The organism is Enterococcus devriesei (assembly GCF_001885905.1).
Classification (GTDB): Bacteria; Bacillota; Bacilli; order Lactobacillales; family Enterococcaceae; genus Enterococcus_A; species Enterococcus_A devriesei.
Window position 1 is genome coordinate 106,912 of the sequence record NZ_JXKM01000008.1, and the last position, 19,835, is coordinate 126,746.

The window sequence follows — 19,835 nt, forward strand, 5'->3', positions numbered from 1 at the left end:
TCCATTTTACTCTGCTGCTTTTAATTCTAATATCGTATCTCGCAAAGTTGCGGCTGTTTCGAAGTCCAGCGTCTTAGCGGCTTCACGCATCTCATCTTCCATTTTCGCGATTAATTCTTTTCGTTCTGCTTTCGATAGGTCTTCATATGAAGTCGTTTCATACGTCCCCTTATCTTCAGCCACTTTGCTGATAGAAATCAGATCCCGAATTTCCTTAATGATCGTTGTTGGCGCGATGCCGTGCTCTTCATTGTATTGATTTTGGATTCCACGTCTCCGAGCGGTTTCGTCGATCGCCCGTTGCATCGAATCAGTCACCTTATCTGCGTACATGATGACTTTCCCGGAAGAGTTGCGGGCAGCGCGTCCAATGGTTTGGACAAGGGAACGTTCACTCCGCAAGAAGCCTTCTTTATCGGCATCTAAGATTGCTACTAGTGACACTTCTGGTACGTCGATTCCTTCACGAAGCAAATTGATCCCGATCAAGACATCAAATTTCCCTAAACGTAAGTCACGAATAATTTCTGTTCGTTCCAATGTTTTGATGTCACTATGGAGATATTTGACTTTGATTCCTAGTTCTTTGAAGTAATCGGTCAAGTCTTCTGACATCTTTTTCGTCAAGGTCGTCACGAAGACCCGTTCGTTTCTTTCCGCTCGTTCATTAATCTCTCCAACCAGATCATCAATTTGACCCATAATCGGTCGGACATCAATCACGGGATCTAACAAGCCCGTTGGACGAATGATCTGTTCTACCACTGTATCAGTCTGTTCATGCTCATAAGGTCCCGGCGTGGCAGACACGTAAGTAATCTGATTGACTCGTTCTTCAAACTCTTCTAACCGTAACGGCCGGTTGTCTAAAGCCGACGGCAAACGGAAGCCATAATCAACTAACATTTGTTTACGAGCGCGGTCACCGTTATACATGCCGCGGACTTGTGGCATTGTCACGTGAGATTCGTCGATCACCATTAGGAAATCGTCTGGGAAAAAGTCGATCAACGTGTAAGGTGGTTCGCCTTCTTTACGGCCATCCATATGACGGGAATAATTTTCGATTCCTGAGGTATAACCCATTTCTCGCAGCATTTCAATATCATAGTTTGTTCGCTGTTCTAAGCGTTGGGCTTCTAACAGCTTATTCTCACTGCGTAAAACCTCTAAACGATCTGCCAACTCAGCTTGAATATTGCTGATGGCAACTTCCATGTGGTCTTCATTTGTCAAAAAGTGGGTAGCTGGGAAAATCGCTACGTGTTCGGTTTCGCCGGTTATTTCCCCCGTCAATGCGTCAACTTCGCGAATCCGTTCGATTTCATCACCGAAAAACTCAACTCTCAGCGCACGTTCGTCGCGAGAAGCCGGGAAAATTTCGACAACATCTCCGCGAACACGAAAACGGCCCCGTTGAAAATCAATGTCGTTCCGTTCAAATTGAATATCGATTAAATTGCGCAATAATTGATTGCGATCCATTTCCATCCCGACACGCAAAGAAACCACCTGTTCCATGTATTCCTTGGGTGAACCCAAACCAAAAATACAAGAAACAGAAGCAACAACGATTACATCATTTCTTTCTAGTAATGAGCTAGTGGCGGAATGACGTAGTTTATCGATTTCATCATTAATACTAGAATCTTTTTCAATATATGTATCACTGGAAGGTACATATGCCTCAGGCTGGTAGTAGTCATAATAGCTGACAAAGTATTCCACCGCGTTGTTAGGAAAAAACTCTTTGAATTCCCCGTATAACTGACCTGCTAATGTTTTATTGTGAGCGATAATCAAGGTAGGCTTGTTGACTTCCTTGATGACATTTGAAATGGTATAGGTCTTACCAGTACCGGTTGCACCTAAAAGTATTTGTGCTTTCTTTCCATTGACGATGCCTTCTGATAATTGCGCAATTGCTTCAGGCTGATCGCCAGCAGGCTGATATTTTGAATGAAGGTCAAACGTATTGTCTGTGACTCTTTCAATCATACAAAAATCCCCCTTTTTCAATTAATAATCTATGATTTCTCATTTTAAAATTATAGCATACCGAACATATTTTCGCCATTTTTTGTTCTTACTAAAACGAATCTTAAAAAAGCACATGTCACATTTCGTTACATGTCGTGTGAAGAATATTTAGCTTTTTTTCATTCCAACAAGGAACCCACTTGTATTTTGGCATTAAACTAACATATAATAAATGGATGATAAGTAATTAGGAGGATTATTATGAGAAAAAACAAATTAATTCCTTTCGTTGTTTGCTTAATGGCAAGTCTTTTTACAATTGGCTTTGCTAGCAAAACACACGCCGCGGAAAAAACATATAAAATTGGGACCGACTTAACCTTCGCCCCTTTTGAATTTCAAAACTCTGACGGTGAATATGTTGGAATCGATGTGGACTTACTGAACCAAATCGCCAAAGATCAAAACTTCAAAGTTGATCTGCGTCCATTAGGCTTTGACAGTTCGATCCAAGGCGTCCAATCGGATCAGCTTGATGGCATGATCGCCGGCATGAGTATTACGGATGAGCGGAAAAAAACTTTTGACTTTTCTGATCCTTACTTTGATAGCGGGATTCAAATGGCAGTCAAAAATGATAATACGGATATCAAAGATTACAATGATCTAAAAGGCAAAACGGTCTCTGCTAAAATCGGAACAGAGAGCGCGACTTTCTTGAATGACAATAAAGACAAATATGGCTACGAAGTAAAACAATACGAAGCCGCCGACGCGATGTATAACGCGTTGAACAACGGAAACGTCGAAGCGATCTTTGATGATTATCCCGTTCTTGGTTATGCGGTAACCAATGGTCAGCCTTTTAAATTGGTCGGTGATCCTGAAGAAGGCAGCTCTTATGGTTTTGCGGTAAAAAAAGGTGAAAATAAAGAGTTGCTCGAAAAATTCAACAAAGGATTAAAAGATTTAAAGAAAAACGGCAGCTATGACAAGATCGTCAGTGAATATATTTCTAGCGGTTCTGAGAATCAAGCAGCCTCTTCGGAAATGAAAAAAATCGAACCGAAGAAAGACGTGTACACGATTGCCAGCGACTCGGCCTTCGCACCGTTTGAATATAAAGACAGTGACGGCGAATACAAAGGGATCGACGTTGATTTAATGAAACGGATTGCTGAGCTGCAAGGCTTCAAGATCGATTTCAAATTCATCGGCTTCTCTTCTGCGATGCAAGCGTTAGAATCCGGTCAAGCGGACGGCATGATCGCCGGCATGACGATCACCGATGAACGAAAAGCCAACTACGACTTTTCTGACCCATACTTCCAAAGCGGGATTCAATTAGCGGTCGCAAAAGACAACAAGGATATCAAAGCCTACAAAGATTTAAAAGGCAAAACAGTTGGCGCGAAAGTTGGAACAGAAAGCGCAGACTTCTTGGAAGCTCACAAAGACGAATATGGTTATACGATTAAAAGTTTTGATGCAGCTGATCAATTATATGACGCATTGAAAATCGGCTCGATCGACGCCATGATGGATGACTACCCAGTTATCGGTTATGCGGTTAAACAAGGGCAAGACTTAAAAACACCAATCAAGCGCGAAGTCGGCGGCGAATATGGCTTTGCGGTGAAAAAAGGGCAAAATCCTGAGCTAAGAGAAATGTTCACTGAAGGCTTGAAAGAATTAAAACGAACTGGTGAATATGACAAGATCGTGAATCAGTATATCGGTTCAGGCAGCGAAGAAAAGAAAGAAACTGTCGATGAATCAACCATTACCGGTTTGATCAAAAATAACTACAAATCCCTATTAGAAGGTTTATGGAAAACCATCGTCTTAGCGTTAGTTTCCTTTGCTTTAGCCTTGATCTTAGGTGTCATTTTCGGGTTGTTCCGGGTCTCTCCTTCAAGAGCATTGCGGACCATTGCCGGGATTTACATTGATATCATCCGCGGAATTCCAATGATGGTATTGGCCTTCTTCATTTTCTTCGGTCTACCGGGAATCACGGGGATAAAAATTCCTGACTTTGCCGCTGGGATTATTACCTTAACCTTGAATGCCAGCGCCTATATCGCTGAGATCGTCCGAGGCGGGATTAACGCCGTACCAGTTGGCCAAATGGAAGCCTCACGAAGCTTAGGGCTTTCTTACAACCGAACCATGCAAAAAATTATTTTACCGCAAGCCGTGAAGATCATGATCCCTTCTTTCATCAATCAATTTGTTATTAGTTTGAAGGATACCACGATTATTTCTGCTATCGGTGTGGTAGAACTATTGCAAACCGGAAAAATCATCGTGGCACGGACCACACAAAGTTCTTACGTGTATTTGATCATCGCGATCATGTACTTGATTTTAATTACGATCTTAACTAAGTTAGCGAACCGTTTAGATAAGAAGGTGAAATAAGATGGAAAAAAAAATAGTAGTCAATCATTTAGTAAAAAAATTCGGCGACAACACGGTGTTGAACGACTTGAATATCAGTATTAGCGAAGGTGAAGTTGTTTGTATTATCGGCCCATCTGGTTCAGGAAAAAGTACCTTCCTGCGTTGTATGAATCGTCTGGAAGATCCAACTTCTGGTGAAATTATTATTGACGGACAAGACTTGACGGACCCTCATACTGATATCAATCTAGTCCGTCAGCATATCGGCATGGTGTTCCAGCATTTTAACCTGTTCCCTCACTTGACTGTGCTGCAAAATATCACCTTAGCGCCACTAGATTTAAAAGGTGAAGCAAAAGAGGCTGCAAATAAACGAGCGGTTGAATTATTGACCCAAGTTGGTCTAGCCGAGAAAAAGGATGATTACCCTGATAGTCTTTCCGGCGGACAGAAACAGCGGGTAGCGATTGCTCGCGCGTTAGCGATGAATCCTGACGTGATGCTGTTTGACGAACCGACTTCCGCCCTCGATCCTGAGATGGTGGGCGATGTACTTCGGGTTATGAAGGATTTAGCGTTACAAGGAATGACGATGGTAATTGTGACCCATGAAATGGGCTTCGCCAAAGAAGTAGCCGACCGTGTAATCTTTACTGACGGCGGCAAGATTTTAGAAGACGGCACCCCAGAACAAGTCTTTAACAATCCTCACAATCCAAGAACTCAAGACTTCTTAAATAAAGTCTTAAACGTATAAAATGAAACCCGAGAAATCAACTTTAGATTTCTCGGGTTTTTCTATAATCTAATAAGCTTCGATAAATCCTTTCTCTCGTCACTGGTGCTTGACTGCGAATGATTCCATCCTCAAATGAAAAAGCCAATTCAGTCACTCTTTTTAACTCCTCAGCCGATGGAAAAAGTGACAAATCTTCATAGCTCGTTGGTAAGCCCAAGCTTTCAAATAATTTCCGGTATTTTTTTAATTCAGCGTCTCGCCCTTCACTTTGTAGATGCTGCAAAGTTGTTAAAGCAATAATTTGCCCATGGCTACCTTTGATCTCACTCCCCCAAAGACTGACCATGCCATTATGTAACGCGTGAGCAATACTCAAGCCGCCTGATTCAAAACCAATCCCGCTTAATAAAGTATTCGCCTCAACCACCGCTTCAAAAGCTGGCGTAACGGTTCCCTTTTCATTGGCTTCGACTGCCGCTTCGGCAAACGCCAACAATACTTGCTGACATTTTTCAGCGATAGCCTCTGCCGCCAAGGTCGGTACGGTTCCTAAAGTATTCACTCCAGCATTTTCACGAACCGTCCGTGCTTCAACAAAGGTTGAAAGCCCGTCAGCGATTCCTGCCTTTAAAAACTGAACCGGACTATTGATTAGGATGGCCGTATCCACTAAAACTAAATCAGGGCTTTGACGGTAATAATTGTATTTTTCAAAATGTCCCTCAATGTAGCTAACCGAGATCCGCGAAGTCGGCGCATCAGTTGAGGCAGCGGTGGGAATCACGACGCAGCGCAAATTATTCTCAAAAGCCAACGCCTTGCCTAAATCAATCGCTCGACCACCACCTAAAGCAACGACATAATCAAAACCTTGCTCAATGCGTGGCTCCTCTACTAGCCAAAACGCAAGATCTCCACCGCGATCCGTCAATTCTTTTAATAATTTTTCACCGATCATTTGATAGACAAAACGGTCCGTTACCAATAATCCTTTTGCTCCAAAGGCTAAAATATCCTCCAAATGATTCCATACAACATTTTTTCCTTGACGATAGGTCATAGGACTTGCGAAGACTTTCTCCATGCGTGGCTCCCTTTCCTTCAATCATTTATTGAAACAATCATAGCAAGACAAACAGCCGCTGACAAGCCAACGTTGATTTTACTTTACGAAAAGAGCCACCGTAAGAAAGGCTTTCGCGAACTCGCTCAGCTTTTGAGAGCAATAAGACCAAACGTTTGATAAATGACTGAGAAACACAAAGTTTTAACTTTGATGTTGAACAGTTCCTACTTGGTGCTTCTCTAATTTCGAAATCGTTTTACTTATTGCCGATAAAGCTAGTTCGTGAAGCCGGACATGGATGTGCCTGCTGTAAAGCGATTTATTCATGCGGAGATTTTACACTTTCTTTATAGTCAAAAAAGCACGCGACCAAAAGGCCCCGTGCTTAGTAAATCCTATTATTTTTCGATTTCAGTTACGATACCTGAACCAACGGTCCGTCCACCTTCACGAATAGAGAAGGTTGTACCTTGTTCTACCGCGATTGGATGAATCAAGTCAACGTCGATGGTTACGTTATCGCCAGGCATTACCATTTCAGTACCTTCTGGTAATAAAATGTTACCAGTAACGTCGGTTGTACGGAAGTAGAATTGAGGACGATAGTTGTTAAAGAATGGTGTATGACGTCCGCCTTCTTCTTTGGTCAATACGTAAACTTCAGCTTTGAATTTTGTATGTGGTGTGATTGAACCTGGTTTAGCAAGAACTTGGCCACGTTCGATTTCATCACGAGTGATACCACGTAATAGAACCCCAACGTTATCGCCGGCTTCACCATAATCCAATGTTTTACGGAACATTTCAAGTCCGGTAACGACCGCTTTTTGAACTTCAGGTTTGATCCCGATGATTTCAATTTCGTCGCCGACTTTGACTTCACCACGATCGATACGACCAGATGCAACAGTACCACGACCTGTGATTGAAAAGACATCTTCCACTGGTAACAAGAATGGTTTGTCGTTGTCACGTTCTGGAGTTGGAATGTATTCATCAACAGTATCCATTAAGTCAAGGATAACTTGTTCTTGTTCTGGATCGCCTTCTAAAGCTTTCAAAGCAGAGCCTTTAAGAACAGGAATATCATCGCCTGGGAAACCATATTCAGAAAGTAATTCACGAACTTCCATTTCAACTAAATCGATCAATTCTTCGTCATCTACTAAGTCAACTTTGTTCAAGAAGACGATCAAGTATTTAACACCTACTTGACGTGATAACAAAATATGTTCACGTGTTTGTGGCATTGGGCCATCAGTAGCTGATACAACTAAGATTGCGCCATCCATTTGAGCAGCACCGGTGATCATGTTTTTAACATAGTCCGCGTGTCCTGGAGCGTCGATGTGAGCATAGTGACGTTTTTCTGTTTCGTATTCTACGTGTGCGGTATTGATAGTGATACCACGTTCACGTTCTTCTGGTGCAGCATCGATACTAGCGTAGTCTTGAGGGTTTGCTAGACCTTTTTTACCTAATACCGTAGTGATTGCTGCCGTCAATGTTGTTTTACCATGATCGACGTGACCGATGGTACCAATATTAACGTGTGGTTTACTTCTATCATAATGTTCTTTTGCCATAATAAACAAACCTCCTAGAAAGTGTAAAAATTCTTACGGATATAGTGTAAAACATTTTTAACAAAATGAAAAAGATTTACACTTTTACTTTTTGTAAGTAACCGTCTGACAGTATAATACATCAGAATTGGTCAAACTCCAAATAATATGTTTCACTTGTATGAGAGTACATTACATTTTCTGAAAGCTTTACAAAATTGTAAGAAATGCCGTTTTATAAAGGCTGATAGTATACAGAGAATATGATTCTTGGTTTAATAATAGTATAGATTGTTTTTATAGGATGGAGGATGTTTATGGAAGACTTTCAGCAACAATTAGCTCAATTTCCTATTGAGCTGAGAAAAGCATGGAGCGTTGGCTTCGTGTTCGTCAAGGAAGCTGACCATTATTGGCATTTTCCCGCTAGGCAGTGGGAGGACAAGCAAATTCAAAACTATTTTTTTGAACGTTTTAATCAATCAAGCTCGTTTGTTTCTTATCCTGAATTAGGATTAAAACAACTAGTCATTAAAAATCGGCCGGAGCTCCTGATTATCATCCCTTATAGCCCTGAATAGAATTTTTTCCATAGAAAACCCGCCCGAAATCAGAGAGCGTTCTGATTCTGGGCGGGTTCTTTTATACTAGCAAATTGTATAATGTTTTGTTCTGGCTTAATTCAATATACGTTGAGTCAAATTCTTTCAATCGATTCAGTAACTCCGGTAACGTTTCTGGTTTTTCCAACAACACTCCGATAACCACCGGTCCAGTTCCCCGATTGCCTTTTTTCGTGTACTCAAAACGAGTAATGTCATCGCCCTTCCCTAGAATATCCGAGACGAATTCTTTCAGCGCTCCGGGACGTTGCGGAAAATTCACTACAAAGTAATGCTTCAGACCTTCATAGATCAAGGACCGTTCTTCGATCTCCGCCATGCGATTGATATCGTTGTTGCCGCCGCTAATGACGCAAATCACCGTTTTTCCTTTAAGCTGATCCTTCATTAATTCTAAAGCCGCCACACTCAGTGCCCCAGCCGGTTCAACCACGATCGCTTGTTTACCATATAAATCTAAAATCGTTGAACAGATCAGTCCTTCATCTACTGACCTTAAGTCATCAACATACTTTTTACTGTGTGAATAGGTAATATCACCGACTTGCTGAACCGCTGCCCCATCAACGAATTTATCGATTTCAGCTAACTTAACAGGTTGGTCTTCTTCAAACGCCGCTTGCATGGAAGCCGCGCCTTTTGGTTCCACCCCGATCACCTTTGTGGAGGGCGAGGTGCTTTTCACATAAGCGGAAACACCGCTGATCAATCCACCACCACCGATCGCTGTGATCACGTAATCGGGTTTGTAACCTTCACTTTCAGCATCTGCCATCATTTCTAATGCTAACGTTCCTTGTCCTGCAATGATATTTCTATCATTAAAGGGATCGATAAACGTCATATCATTTTCTTTACAAAACGCTCTTGCGGCCGTAGCGGAAGCGTCAAAGGTATCACCAACCAAATGAATGTCTGCGAACTCGCCGCCAAAAAATTTTACTTGCGAAACCTTTTGCTGCGGCGTGGTGGTGGGCATAAAAATAGCGGCTTTTGTTTTTAATTCATGGCAAGTATAGGCGACGCCTTGTGCGTGATTGCCCGCACTGGCACATACTACCCCTTTTTTTAATTCTGACTCAGGAAGCTTCTTAATCGCATAATAGGCGCCCCGTAATTTAAATGAACGAACCTTTTGTAGATCCTCTCGTTTCAGCAGAACAGTTGCCTGATACTTTTCAGATAAATAGCGATCATATTGCAACGGCGTATGATTCACAGCGTTCTTCAATAATTGATAGGCACTGCGAACCTCTGTATCATTGATCAATTCCATCGCTGCACCCCCTATTAATCTTTGCGACTCACAAATGGCATCATTTTTCTTAATTCGCTACCGACTTCTTCAATTTGATGTCCGGCACTTTCCTTACGCATCTGATTGAATTCAGGGAAACCAGCTTTATTGTCGTCGATAAAGCCTTTGGCAAATTTACCATTTTGAATATCCGTTAAAACATCCTTCATCCCCGCTTTGGCTGTCTCTGTAATTACTCGTGGACCAGAAACATAGTCACCATATTCAGCGGTATTTGAGATAGAGTTACGCATTTTCGCGAAACCACCTTCATAGATCAAATCAACAATTAACTTCATTTCATGACATACTTCGAAATAAGCCAATTCTGGTTGGTAGCCTGCTTCGACTAGGGTTTCAAAACCGGCCTCGATCATACTTGTTAAACCACCACAAAGCACTGCTTGTTCACCGAATAGATCGGTTTCCGTTTCTTCCTTGAAGGTTGTTTCCAAAACGCCTACTCGTGTCGCGCCAATGCCTTTAGCGTAAGACAACGCCAACTCTTGAGCAGTTCCTGTTGCATCTTGATAAACAGCGAATAAGGCTGGTACCGCAAAACCTTCTGTAAAGGTACGACGAACCAAGTGTCCGGGACCTTTTGGTGCTACTAAGAAAACATCCACATTTTTAGGTGGATTGATAACATCAAAATGAATATTAAAGCCGTGGGCAAAGACCAACGCGTCGCCTTCATCTAAATTCGGTGCGATTTCGTTTTCGTATAATGTTCCTTGGATTTCATCTGGAGCTAAAATCATGACTACTTCGGCTTTCTTGGCTGCTTCGGCAACTGGCAGCACGTCAAACCCGTCTTCTCGCGCCGCTTCAGCAGATTTTCCTTCGCGAATCCCGATCACGACTTGGTGGCCTGTGTCTCTAAGGTTTTGAGCGTGGGCGTGGCCTTGTGAACCGTAACCCACGACCGCAATTGTTTTTCCCTCTAAAGCATCCTTCGCTACTGCATCATCATAATAAACTTTAACCATAATTTTTCCTCCAATTTTTTAAACTATATTAATAGCAAAATCAAAAAATGAATTTGCGTTTAACCTCTGCTAAATCCGGTCACACCGGTTCGTGCTAACTGTTTAATGCCGTAAGGTCTCAAAACATCGATGCAGGCGTTAACTTTTTCACTTGAACCAGCAACTTGAACAACGATTGTTTTCAAACCGACATCCACTACATCCGCTCGAAAAGGTTCAATCATCGCTTGAATCTCTGAACGAGCCACGGCTGGCGCATTGACTTTAATCAAAGCCAATTCTCTTTCCAAATGCGGTTCATCCGTCACATCTGATACCTTCACTACATCGATCTGCTTGTTCAATTGTTTGGTTACTTGCTCGACATCGGCTAAGGTCTCGGCTTGGATAATGATCGTCATGCGAGATTCTCCGACTTTCTCTGTCCGTCCAACGGAAACACTATCCATATTTACCTGCCGCCGATTTAATACGCTGGTGATCCGACTAAGCACCCCTACTTGATCGTGAACCATCGCTGTAATCATCCGTCTCATTTAATCAACCCCCAACATCTGATCATTTGGCATCCCCGCAGGAATCATTGGCAGCACGTGTTCTCGGTTACAGATCATCACTTCTATCAGCATCGGCCCAGCTGTTGCAAAGCCTTCTGTCAGCTCTGCTTCCAAAGTGGCCGGATTCGAGATTTTTCTACCGGCAATGCCATAAGCTTCTGCCATTTTCATAAAGTCTGGCTGCTCATTGAAAACCGATTGAGAGCGTCGTTCATTAAAGAAGGTTTCTTGCCATTGGCGAACCATCCCTAGGGAACGATTATTCAATAGAATAAATTTGATGTCTAAATTGTTTTGGTTTAGAATCGCCAATTCCTGATTGGTCATTTGGAAGCCGCCATCGCCAACAAAGACCACTACCGTTTCCTTTTTCTTGGCAAACTTCACGCCGATGCCCGCGGGTATTCCATAGCCCATCGTTCCTAAGCCGCCGCTGGTAATCAGCTGTCTAGGAAATTGGAAAGGATAAAATTGCGCCGCCCACATTTGATGCTGCCCAACATCAGTTACGACATAAGCCTTTCCTTCAGTGATCCGACCAACGATTTCTACCACTTCTTGCGGTTTGATTTTTTGTTCATCCCGTTTGTATTTCAACGGATATTTCTCTTTGCGGGCTTGACACTCGATTCGCCATTCTGTGTAATCAGGTGAATCCAGCTCGATTTCAAGCATTTGCTGCAAAGCGATTTTCGCATCGCCTACGATTGGAATATCCGTCTTGATGATCTTCCCGATTTCCACCGGATCGACATCGATATGCGCGACCTTGGCATGGGGTGCGAAGGCTTCCGGTGAACAAGCTAAGCGATCATCGAAACGACTACCGATATTAATCAATAGATCGGTTTCCATCATAGCGATATTGGCGGCATAGGTTCCGTGCATACCTCCCATCCCAAGAAAACTCGGATGTTCATGAGGCAGTAAGCCTAAACCTAGCAAAGTTGTCACCGTCGGCAATTGATACTTTTCAACAAATTGCCGTAGTTCTTTTCCGCCATTTGCGGCCACGACTCCGCCACCTGCTAAAACAAGTGGTTTCTTCGCCTTTTTCAATAAGTTCATTAACCGTTCGATTTGTAAGACAGAAGGATTTTTGGTCGGCTGGTAGCTTTCTAAATGAACGACTTGATCCATCTTAGGATTGGCCCTTAATACTGTGATATCCTTTGGCAAATCAATCAACACCGGGCCTTTTCTGCCAGTCGTTGCAATATGGAAAGCTTCATTGACGATCCTTGGCAATTCCTCAATATCCCGAACTTGATAATTGTTTTTCGTGATTGGTACAGTGATTCCTAACATATCCGCTTCTTGAAAAGCATCCTTGCCAATTCCCGGTGTGGTTACTTGACCTGTAATAACTACCAATGGTACAGAATCGATCATTGCATCAGCGATTCCTGTCACAACATTAGTGGCTCCAGGTCCGCTTGTTACGATTACGACGCCGGGATTGCCAGTTGCTTTCGCATAGCCTTCAGCCGCATGTACGGCCCCCTGCTCGTGGCGTGTCAAAATGTTAGGAATCGTTTCATCATAGAGTGCGTCATACAGCGGTAGGACAGAACCGCCGGGATAGCCGAAAATTAATTCGACTCCTTGATTTTCTAAACATTTGATCAATAGATCGGCTCCAGATTGCAGCTCTTCGGCTGCGATTTCTTGCTTCATTTCTTTCACCCCTATTCCCCCTAACTCCTTATATGATGTATTTTCTTTAAAAAAGATGCTTGTTGTTCCCCTGGTAGCGACTTGACTATACCGCTTATTCTTCCGGTAATTTCATGACCCCGCCCGTATGTGCTGACGTTACTAAGGCTGAGTAACGCGCCAACCAACCTTTTTTGACTTTTGGCTGAAATTTTGTCAGTGTTTCTTGTCGCTTTGCCAATTCTTCTGGAGTTACAGCCACATTTAACGTCCGATTGGTCAAATCGATCGTAATTTCATCGCCGTCTTGAACCAAAGCAATCGGTCCGCCTGCAGCGGCTTCTGGAGAAACGTGACCCACAGCGATACCGCGAGTTGCCCCAGAAAAACGGCCATCGGTAATCAACGCCACATCTTTTCCTAAGCCTCGTCCAACGATACTAGAGGTCGGTGCCAGCATCTCCGGCATTCCTGGTCCGCCCTTTGGTCCTTCATAACGAATCACCACGACATGCCCTTTCGTGACGGTATGATTATCAATTGCTTCGACTGCCTCATCGTGAGAAGCAAAACAGATGGCCTTGCCCTTAAAAACTTTGATACTTGGATCAACTCCGCCGACTTTGATGACACTACCTTCTGATGCGATATTGCCATAAAGAATCGAAAGACCGCCGACCGGACTATATGGCGCGCTTTTCGGATGAATCACTTCCTCGTTCATGATTTTAGCCGAGGCCACATTCTCACGTAACGTTTTACCAGTGACGGTGATTCGATCAGAATGAATCGCACCGTCGATTGAGACTAATTCATTAATAATCGCCGGTACACCACCTGCTTCATGTACATCGTGCATCGAATAACTAGAAGAAGGAGCGATTTTAGAAAGATAGGGAACTCGTTTGGCGATCTGATTGATGTCTGCTTGATCGTAATCGATTTCCGCCTCATTAGCGATGGCTAACGTATGAAGCACTGTGTTGGTTGAGCCCCCCATCGCCATGTCTAAAGCAAAAGCATCGTCAATCGCTTCTTTAGTCACAATGTCTCGCGGTTTAATTTGCTTTTTCACAAGATTCATTAAATGCTTCGCAGATTCACGGACCAGCTCCCGCCGTTCATCAGAGACCGCTAAGACGGTGCCGTTACCAGGTAAAGCCAGCCCTAAAATTTCGAGCAAGCAGTTCATTGAATTAGCGGTAAACATCCCGGCACAAGACCCACAGGTTGGACAAGCATTTTGTTCCATAAAGAGAAAATCTTCTTTCGACATTTGCCCCTCCTTAAAAGCCCCCACTGCTTCAAACATCGAGGAAAGTGTAGTTTGATGGCCACGAGGATCAATCCCCGCCTTCATCGGTCCGCCTGAACAAAAAATTGAAGGAACATTCGTCCGAACAGCTGCCATGATCATTCCCGGTGTGATTTTGTCACAATTAGGAATGTAAAAAACGCCGTCAAACCAATGAGCATTAATAACTGTCTCTGCTGCATCTGCAATTAGTTCACGGCTTGGAAGAGAATAACGCATGCCGATATGACCCATCGCGATCCCGTCATCTACGCCGATTGTATTGAATTCAAAGGGAATCCCACCAGCTTCGCGAATCGCTTCCTTCGCTACATCTGCCAACTCCCGCAAATGAACATGTCCCGGTACAATATCAATGTAAGAATTACAGACTGCAATAAAGGGCTTATCCATATCATGGATATTTTTTACTTGACCGGTCGCATACAATAAGCTTCTGGCGGGTGCCGCCTCAATTCCTTTTTTAATTTGATCACTTCTCATAGTCACATCTCCCTGCTTGTAATAGAGGCTTTCATTGATTGTCAAAAAGCCCAAATAGTATCATCAGATTTTTTGATATTTCATAAAAAAGAGCATCCCATCAATAAATGGGATGCTCTTGCAAGAATCCCATTTCTAACGCAAACAGGACTCAAACTAACGGATTGTACGTTTCCGCGTTCTAAGTCCTGAACTCAATAATTAATAAGACGATGCCATCAAAATTATTGTATTTACTCTTGCGCATGAAAATCGACTCCTTAATTTTCTAATAGTATCTTAATCATTTTTTTATACTATACAGTTGATAAGATTAAAAGTCAATGAATTTTCAGAATATTTTCTCACTAAGATATTTTTTGGTTTTTCACAGCAAAAAAAGGACCTGTAACAAAATTCTTGTCACAGGTCCTTTTTACGAATAAATGGTGTTCCAATAGTAGCCGCTTCGGTAATAAATCGAACACTTCTGTCATAACCTCTTAACTAGCAAATTGGCTATTATAAAGATTCGCGTAAAAGTCGCCTTTCTTCATTAAGCTACGATGACTCCCCTGTTCAATGATCGTTCCATCCTTCATTACCAGAATCAAATCTGCATTCTTAATAGTAGACAGTCGGTGGGCGATTACAAAACTTGTCCGTTCCGAAGTTAATTGATCCATTGCTTGTTGGATCATCCCCTCTGTCCGGGTATCAACACTTGACGTTGCTTCATCTAAGATCAACAATTGCGGATCAGCTAAAATCGCCCGTGCAATTGTTAATAGCTGCTGCTGGCCTTGCGAGATCTGAGTGCCATCTGACGAAATGACTGTGTCATACCCATTTGGCAAAGTTCGAATGAAATGATGACACTGAGCATCTTTGGCTGCTTGGATGATTTCTTGTCGTGTTGCATCAGGTCGGCTATAAGCAATATTTTCTGCCACCGTTCCTTCAAACAACCAAGTATCTTGCAAAACCATCCCAAATTTCTGACGAATCGCCGCTCGTGAGAAATGCGTAATATTCTTGCCATCCACTTCAATTTGACCATTAGTTAATTCATAAAAACGCATCAGTAAATTGATCATCGTCGTTTTCCCAGCACCAGTGGGACCGACGATCGCTACCATTTGTTTAGGCTTCACTTTGAAATTGACATCTTCCATCAATAATCGCTCAGGCGTATAACCAAAGGCAACCCGTTTAAAACGAACTTCGCCACGTAATTTTGCCGGAACCGAAAGATTCAAGCCGTCTGCTACTTCTTCTTCTTGATCCAATATTTCAAAGATGCGTTCTAAAGCCGCAAAGGCACTTTGCAGACTATTGATCACGTAAGAAACCTGTGTAATCGGTTCAGAGACTTGATTCACATATTGGAGATAGGCTTGCACCAGACCAATCGATAATTGACCATTAATCACCATGATTCCTCCCACAACCGCGCTAGTCACAAAACCTAATTGGTTGATTAAACGAATCAAAGGATTGATGGCGAAACTGACAAACTGCGCTTTTTTGAAAGCTTGAAACTGGGCTTCATTTAATTCGTCCAATTCTACAGCTGTTTCCTGTTGGCGATTATATGCTTTGATCAAAAGATTTCCAGAATAATTTTCCTCGGCTTTCGTTCCAACGGCACCTAGAGCCGCTTGATTCTGAGAAAAATAATCTTGATTTTTGTGAGCGAGATAATTCGTCAACGTAAGGCTAATGATCAAAATAACGATGATTGAAAGTGTTAATAAGGGACTCAGATAGAACATCAAGCCTAGCCCAATCACAATTGATAAAACGGCCGAGATCAGTTGCATCAAACCTACTTGTAATACTTCCGATACTTTATCTAAATCCAGTGTTGCTCGTGTTAAAACGTCCCCGGTCTTGTATTGATCAAAAAATTTCATTGGTAAACGATTCAATTTATCCGTCAATAATTTTCTCAAGCGCAAAGTCAACGTTTCGGCAACACTAGCCATGGTGTATTCTTGCAAAAGTGAGAATAACGCAACCCCACCCCAAGTCAGAAATAAAAATAGAACAGGGCGAAGCAGTGCAGCAAACAAATTTTCTAAACTCACTTGCTTGTCACGAACTAGTGCAATGATCGCATCTAGACCCCAACCTAAAATTAACGGCGTGATTGCCATCAAAGTCGCAAAACAGACAGCCGATGTGATAATAATCAAAAAACGACCTTTTTGTTCAAGTAATAATTTCAACAAACGAACGCCCGTTTTTTTGAATTCTTTTGGTGTTTCTGTTGCTTGTTGTTTTTCCTCAACTTGCTTGATGCTCATGCTTCTTCCCCTCCATTCCTTGAGACTTCGCAAACTCCTGATACACTTGACAAGTCTTCAGCAACTCCTCATGTGTTCCCTTACCTGCGATCCTACCCTTTTCTAGAACAATAATCTGATCCGCATCCTTAATGGTCGAGAGCCGTTGAGCAACGATCACAATTGCGGCCTCCGTTAATTCTTGTTTTAAGGCTTTCCGCAGTTTTGCATCTGTTTGATAATCTAAAGCCGAAAAACTATCATCAAAGAAGTACAGATCAGCTGGTTTGATTAATGCGCGAGCAATACTTAACCGCTGTTTCTGCCCGCCCGAAAAATTATTTCCTTTTTGTGCCACAAAAGCGTCATATTGTCCATCTATATGATTAATAAAGTCTTCGGCTTGAGCGATTCTGGCAGCTTGTTTCATTTCTTCTATTGTCGCTTGCGGATTGCCAAAAAGGAAATTATCTTTGACCGTTCCACTAAATAGAAAGGCTTTTTGCGGAACATAGCTGATCCTTGCTCTCAGCGCCTCTTGAGTAACATCTTGAATTGAGTCACCTAAGAAGCGAATCTCACCTTTTGTGGTATCCTTCAAACGCAACAGCGCTTTGGCAATTGTACTTTTACCCGAGCCTGTTCCACCGACGATCGCCGTCACACCTTTCGGAATTTCAAAAGTAATATCTGATAATACGGCCTCTTCAGCACCGCTATAGGCAAAATCAACATGATCAAAGACCGCGATTGGTGAATCTGCTCTTGGTTCAAAAGAAACCTTCTGACCATCAACAATTTCTTCTTCTTTTGCTAACACTTCACCAACCCGTTCCAATGAAGCCAACGCTTTGGGGATCATTACGATCACCATTGCAGCCATCGTCAAAAACCATAAACTTAGAATAGTATACTCGCTAATAGCTGTTAAACTCCCAATCGGTACGTTTCCTTGAAGCACTAATACGCCACCAAAAGCTAAAACAGCGGTCATTCCAATTCCCATTACTAAATTAACAGTCGGGTTTAAGACAGCAAATAATTTATTTACCCGAATCATAACATCCGCATAGCTAGAAAATGTTTGATCCGTCCGCTCTTTTTCAAAGTTCGTTTTATTAAAAGCGCGGATCACCCGTACGCCAGTGTAAAATTCTCTCAAGATCTGCATCATTTTATCCATCCGTTGTTGCATCACGTCAGCTAAAGGAATCGCTTTTTTGATTACTAATAACGAGACCACTGAAAATAGAACGATCGATGCGATCGGAATCCAACTAAAGCGCCACGATATGACTCCTGTCAAAATAATTGAAGCAAGACAAATCAACGGTGCGGGAATAATCATTTGAAAGACCATCATCATAATTTGCTGAATATTCGTAATATCACTAGTTGTCCGAGCTAGCAAAGTCGGCGTTCCAAACTCATCCATATCGGCGATTGATAGTTGTTGGGTCTTGTCCACTAACCGTTTCCGCAAAAAATAGCCGAAACGTCCGGCTAGAATGGCAGAAAAATAGCTAGCGATAATTGAAACGATCCCCGTTAAAATAGCAATCCCAAGCATGAATGCGCCGTTGCGCCAAATCGCTCCTTGGTCCTGCGTTAAAATACCTTCATCAATAATTTCAGCTACATAGTAAGGAATCATCAACGTCCCAACAGCCTGCACAATCATTAAGATGAAGGTGATGAAGAACATCCTCTGATATTCTTTGAAAAAGATTTTGAATAATTTCATCTTTTTTCCCTCCTTCTCTTATGATAGGATAAACTGTAACGTAACGTCACAGTCAAGCAGAAAGAGAGAACTTTTTATGAAAAAATATTTGACCATTAGCGAGATGGCAAAGTACGCTGGAATCAGTCGCCGAACCCTGATTTATTACGATCAAATAGACTTATTCAAACCCGCAAAAATTGGTGATAATGGTTATCGCTATTATGGAATCGATCAATATTTCGAGTTAGATGTCATTCTTTTATTGAAAAATCTCGATGTCGCCCTGGAAGATATTCATGTATTTTTGAAGAATCGAAACGTGGATTATGTGCTAGCTGGCTTTATACGACAAAAGCAGATAGTAGATGAGCAGATTACTAAGTTGAAGACCATTCGTAATTCATTAGACAGCTACATTGAACGGTACTCGACCTTAAAGGACTTTGATTTAGAATCGATTACCTATTCTTATCGCGAAGCAGAATCTTTCATCATCTCAGAAACGATCGAACACTTTGATGACATTGACTCTGTACAAATTTACGGACGCTTTTACTCATCTGTCGAAAGCAGCGATTTATTCAGTGGTTATCCAATTGGTTTCTTAGTTGACGGTTCCGCGTTCTATGAAGCAAATTTCCATGCCGCACCCTATCGAGCCTTGGTTAAGATTCCGGAGGACAGATTGCAGATCTACAATCAACAACAAGTCGTCCAGCGGCCGGCTGGTTATTACGTTTCTGGCTTTATGAAAGACGAGATTCATCACATTAATACGTTCAATAACCGTTTTAGAAATTATTTAAAGGAAAATGGCTTAGAGTTAAATGGCGATATTTGGGAATTACTGTGGCAAGATGAGACTACCTCTGAGCATCCCGAAGATCAAGTGTTTGAGGTATTGATTCCGGTGAAACACAAATAAAGAGACTAAACAACTGTCTAGTCTCTTCGTTAGGGCGAGAGATGGGAATCGAACCCACGCGTGTCGGAACCACAATCCGATGCGTTAACCACTTCGCCACACTCGCCATGTTGCTATTCAATTTCAAATAAAAAACTAAGATGAAAAACCATCTTAGCTCTTTAATACCGGCGGCCGGGGTCGAACCGGCACGCCCGTGAGGGCACTGGATTTTGAGTCCAGCGCGTCTGCCAATTCCGCC

At 42.4% G+C, this 19,835-nt stretch carries 14 protein-coding genes and 1 tRNA gene; 4 read left to right on the forward strand and 11 right to left on the reverse strand.

Annotated features, from left to right (window positions below; genetic code table 11):
- Nucleotides 1-6: 6 nt before the first annotated feature.
- Nucleotides 7-1,998, reverse strand: coding sequence for an excinuclease ABC subunit UvrB (gene uvrB, locus RV00_RS11815; RefSeq protein ID WP_071862797.1), 1,992 nt, complete (start codon nt 1,996-1,998; stop codon nt 7-9).
- A gap of 243 nt (nt 1,999-2,241) precedes the next feature.
- On the opposite strand from uvrB, the gene RV00_RS11820 reads away from it, so the two are divergent.
- Together RV00_RS11820 and RV00_RS11825 are read left to right on the forward strand one after the other, a co-directional pair.
- The gene (locus RV00_RS11820; protein ID WP_071862798.1) at nt 2,242-4,404 is read left to right on the forward strand and encodes an amino acid ABC transporter substrate-binding protein/permease; all 2,163 of its coding nucleotides are present in this window, start codon (nt 2,242-2,244) and stop codon (nt 4,402-4,404) included.
- A 1-nt stretch (nt 4,405) separates the two neighbouring features.
- Nucleotides 4,406-5,143, forward strand: a complete 738-nt coding sequence (locus RV00_RS11825; protein WP_071862799.1) for an amino acid ABC transporter ATP-binding protein — start codon at nt 4,406-4,408, stop codon at nt 5,141-5,143.
- A 22-nt stretch (nt 5,144-5,165) separates the two neighbouring features.
- On the opposite strand, the gene RV00_RS11830 is transcribed toward RV00_RS11825, so the two are convergent.
- On the reverse strand, nt 5,166-6,209 hold the full coding sequence (locus tag RV00_RS11830; RefSeq protein ID WP_071862800.1) for a glycerol dehydrogenase: 1,044 nt from the start codon (nt 6,207-6,209) through the stop codon (nt 5,166-5,168).
- 380 nt (nt 6,210-6,589) lie between these two features.
- Nucleotides 6,590-7,777, reverse strand: coding sequence for an elongation factor Tu (gene tuf / locus RV00_RS11835; protein ID WP_071862801.1), 1,188 nt, complete (start codon nt 7,775-7,777; stop codon nt 6,590-6,592).
- A 296-nt stretch (nt 7,778-8,073) separates the two neighbouring features.
- On the opposite strand from tuf, the gene RV00_RS11840 reads away from it, so the two are divergent.
- Nucleotides 8,074-8,337 (forward strand): hypothetical protein, encoded by a 264-nt coding sequence (locus RV00_RS11840; RefSeq protein ID WP_071862802.1) that lies wholly within the window; start codon nt 8,074-8,076, stop codon nt 8,335-8,337.
- A gap of 61 nt (nt 8,338-8,398) precedes the next feature.
- Here the strand turns inward: RV00_RS11840 and ilvA are convergent, their stop codons facing one another.
- The 7 genes from ilvA to RV00_RS11875 all read right to left on the reverse strand — a co-directional run bounded on the left by ilvA (nt 8,399) and on the right by RV00_RS11875 (nt 18,687).
- Nucleotides 8,399-9,655, reverse strand: coding sequence for a threonine ammonia-lyase IlvA (gene ilvA / locus RV00_RS11845; protein WP_071862803.1), 1,257 nt, complete (start codon nt 9,653-9,655; stop codon nt 8,399-8,401).
- Between the two features lie 14 nt (nt 9,656-9,669).
- Complete coding sequence (gene ilvC / locus RV00_RS11850; RefSeq protein ID WP_071862804.1) at nt 9,670-10,665, reverse strand: ketol-acid reductoisomerase; 996 nt, start codon at nt 10,663-10,665, stop codon at nt 9,670-9,672.
- Nucleotides 10,666-10,724: 59 nt separating this feature from the next.
- Nucleotides 10,725-11,201 (reverse strand): acetolactate synthase small subunit, encoded by a 477-nt coding sequence (gene ilvN, locus RV00_RS11855; protein ID WP_071862805.1) that lies wholly within the window; start codon nt 11,199-11,201, stop codon nt 10,725-10,727.
- Nucleotides 11,202-12,899 carry a biosynthetic-type acetolactate synthase large subunit gene (gene ilvB, locus RV00_RS11860; protein ID WP_071862815.1) on the reverse strand — a complete coding sequence of 566 codons (1,698 nt, stop codon included), beginning with the start codon at nt 12,897-12,899 and terminating at the stop codon, nt 11,202-11,204. It lies immediately after the preceding gene.
- Between the two features lie 94 nt (nt 12,900-12,993).
- A complete protein-coding gene (gene ilvD / locus RV00_RS11865; protein WP_071862806.1) occupies nt 12,994-14,676 on the reverse strand; it encodes a dihydroxy-acid dehydratase in 1,683 nt (560 codons plus the stop codon).
- A gap of 482 nt (nt 14,677-15,158) precedes the next feature.
- Nucleotides 15,159-16,964, reverse strand: coding sequence for an ABC transporter ATP-binding protein (locus RV00_RS11870; protein WP_071862807.1), 1,806 nt, complete (start codon nt 16,962-16,964; stop codon nt 15,159-15,161).
- Nucleotides 16,945-18,687 carry an ABC transporter ATP-binding protein gene (locus tag RV00_RS11875; RefSeq protein ID WP_071862808.1) on the reverse strand — a complete coding sequence of 581 codons (1,743 nt, stop codon included), beginning with the start codon at nt 18,685-18,687 and terminating at the stop codon, nt 16,945-16,947. Before RV00_RS11875 ends, RV00_RS11870 begins: the two co-directional genes overlap by 20 nt.
- Nucleotides 18,688-18,763: 76 nt before the next feature.
- Here RV00_RS11875 and RV00_RS11880 point away from each other — a divergent pair, with 76 nt between their 5' ends.
- Nucleotides 18,764-19,594, forward strand: a complete 831-nt coding sequence (locus tag RV00_RS11880; RefSeq protein ID WP_071862809.1) for a MerR family DNA-binding transcriptional regulator — start codon at nt 18,764-18,766, stop codon at nt 19,592-19,594.
- A gap of 33 nt (nt 19,595-19,627) precedes the next feature.
- Here RV00_RS11880 and RV00_RS11885 read toward each other — a convergent pair.
- Nucleotides 19,628-19,700: transfer RNA gene (locus RV00_RS11885), tRNA-His, on the reverse strand.
- Nucleotides 19,701-19,835 lie beyond the last annotated feature (135 nt).

Bases quoted from the DNA above. Each gene is read 5' to 3' on its own strand.
- RV00_RS11880 (WP_071862809.1), top strand. From the start codon at position 18,764: ATGAAAAAATATTTGACCATTAGCGAGATGGCAAAGTACGCTGGAATC.
- tuf (WP_071862801.1), bottom strand. From the start codon at position 7,777: ATGGCAAAAGAACATTATGATAGAAGTAAACCACACGTTAATATTGGT.
- uvrB (WP_071862797.1), bottom strand. From the start codon at position 1,998: ATGATTGAAAGAGTCACAGACAATACGTTTGACCTTCATTCAAAATAT.
- ilvB (WP_071862815.1), bottom strand. From the start codon at position 12,899: ATGAAGCAAGAAATCGCAGCCGAAGAGCTGCAATCTGGAGCCGATCTA.
- RV00_RS11820 (WP_071862798.1), top strand. From the start codon at position 2,242: ATGAGAAAAAACAAATTAATTCCTTTCGTTGTTTGCTTAATGGCAAGT.
- RV00_RS11875 (WP_071862808.1), bottom strand. From the start codon at position 18,687: ATGAAATTATTCAAAATCTTTTTCAAAGAATATCAGAGGATGTTCTTC.
- ilvD (WP_071862806.1), bottom strand. From the start codon at position 14,676: ATGAGAAGTGATCAAATTAAAAAAGGAATTGAGGCGGCACCCGCCAGA.
- ilvA (WP_071862803.1), bottom strand. From the start codon at position 9,655: ATGGAATTGATCAATGATACAGAGGTTCGCAGTGCCTATCAATTATTG.
- RV00_RS11830 (WP_071862800.1), bottom strand. From the start codon at position 6,209: ATGGAGAAAGTCTTCGCAAGTCCTATGACCTATCGTCAAGGAAAAAAT.
- RV00_RS11825 (WP_071862799.1), top strand. From the start codon at position 4,406: ATGGAAAAAAAAATAGTAGTCAATCATTTAGTAAAAAAATTCGGCGAC.
- ilvN (WP_071862805.1), bottom strand. From the start codon at position 11,201: ATGAGACGGATGATTACAGCGATGGTTCACGATCAAGTAGGGGTGCTT.
- ilvC (WP_071862804.1), bottom strand. From the start codon at position 10,665: ATGGTTAAAGTTTATTATGATGATGCAGTAGCGAAGGATGCTTTAGAG.
- RV00_RS11870 (WP_071862807.1), bottom strand. From the start codon at position 16,964: ATGAGCATCAAGCAAGTTGAGGAAAAACAACAAGCAACAGAAACACCA.
- RV00_RS11840 (WP_071862802.1), top strand. From the start codon at position 8,074: ATGGAAGACTTTCAGCAACAATTAGCTCAATTTCCTATTGAGCTGAGA.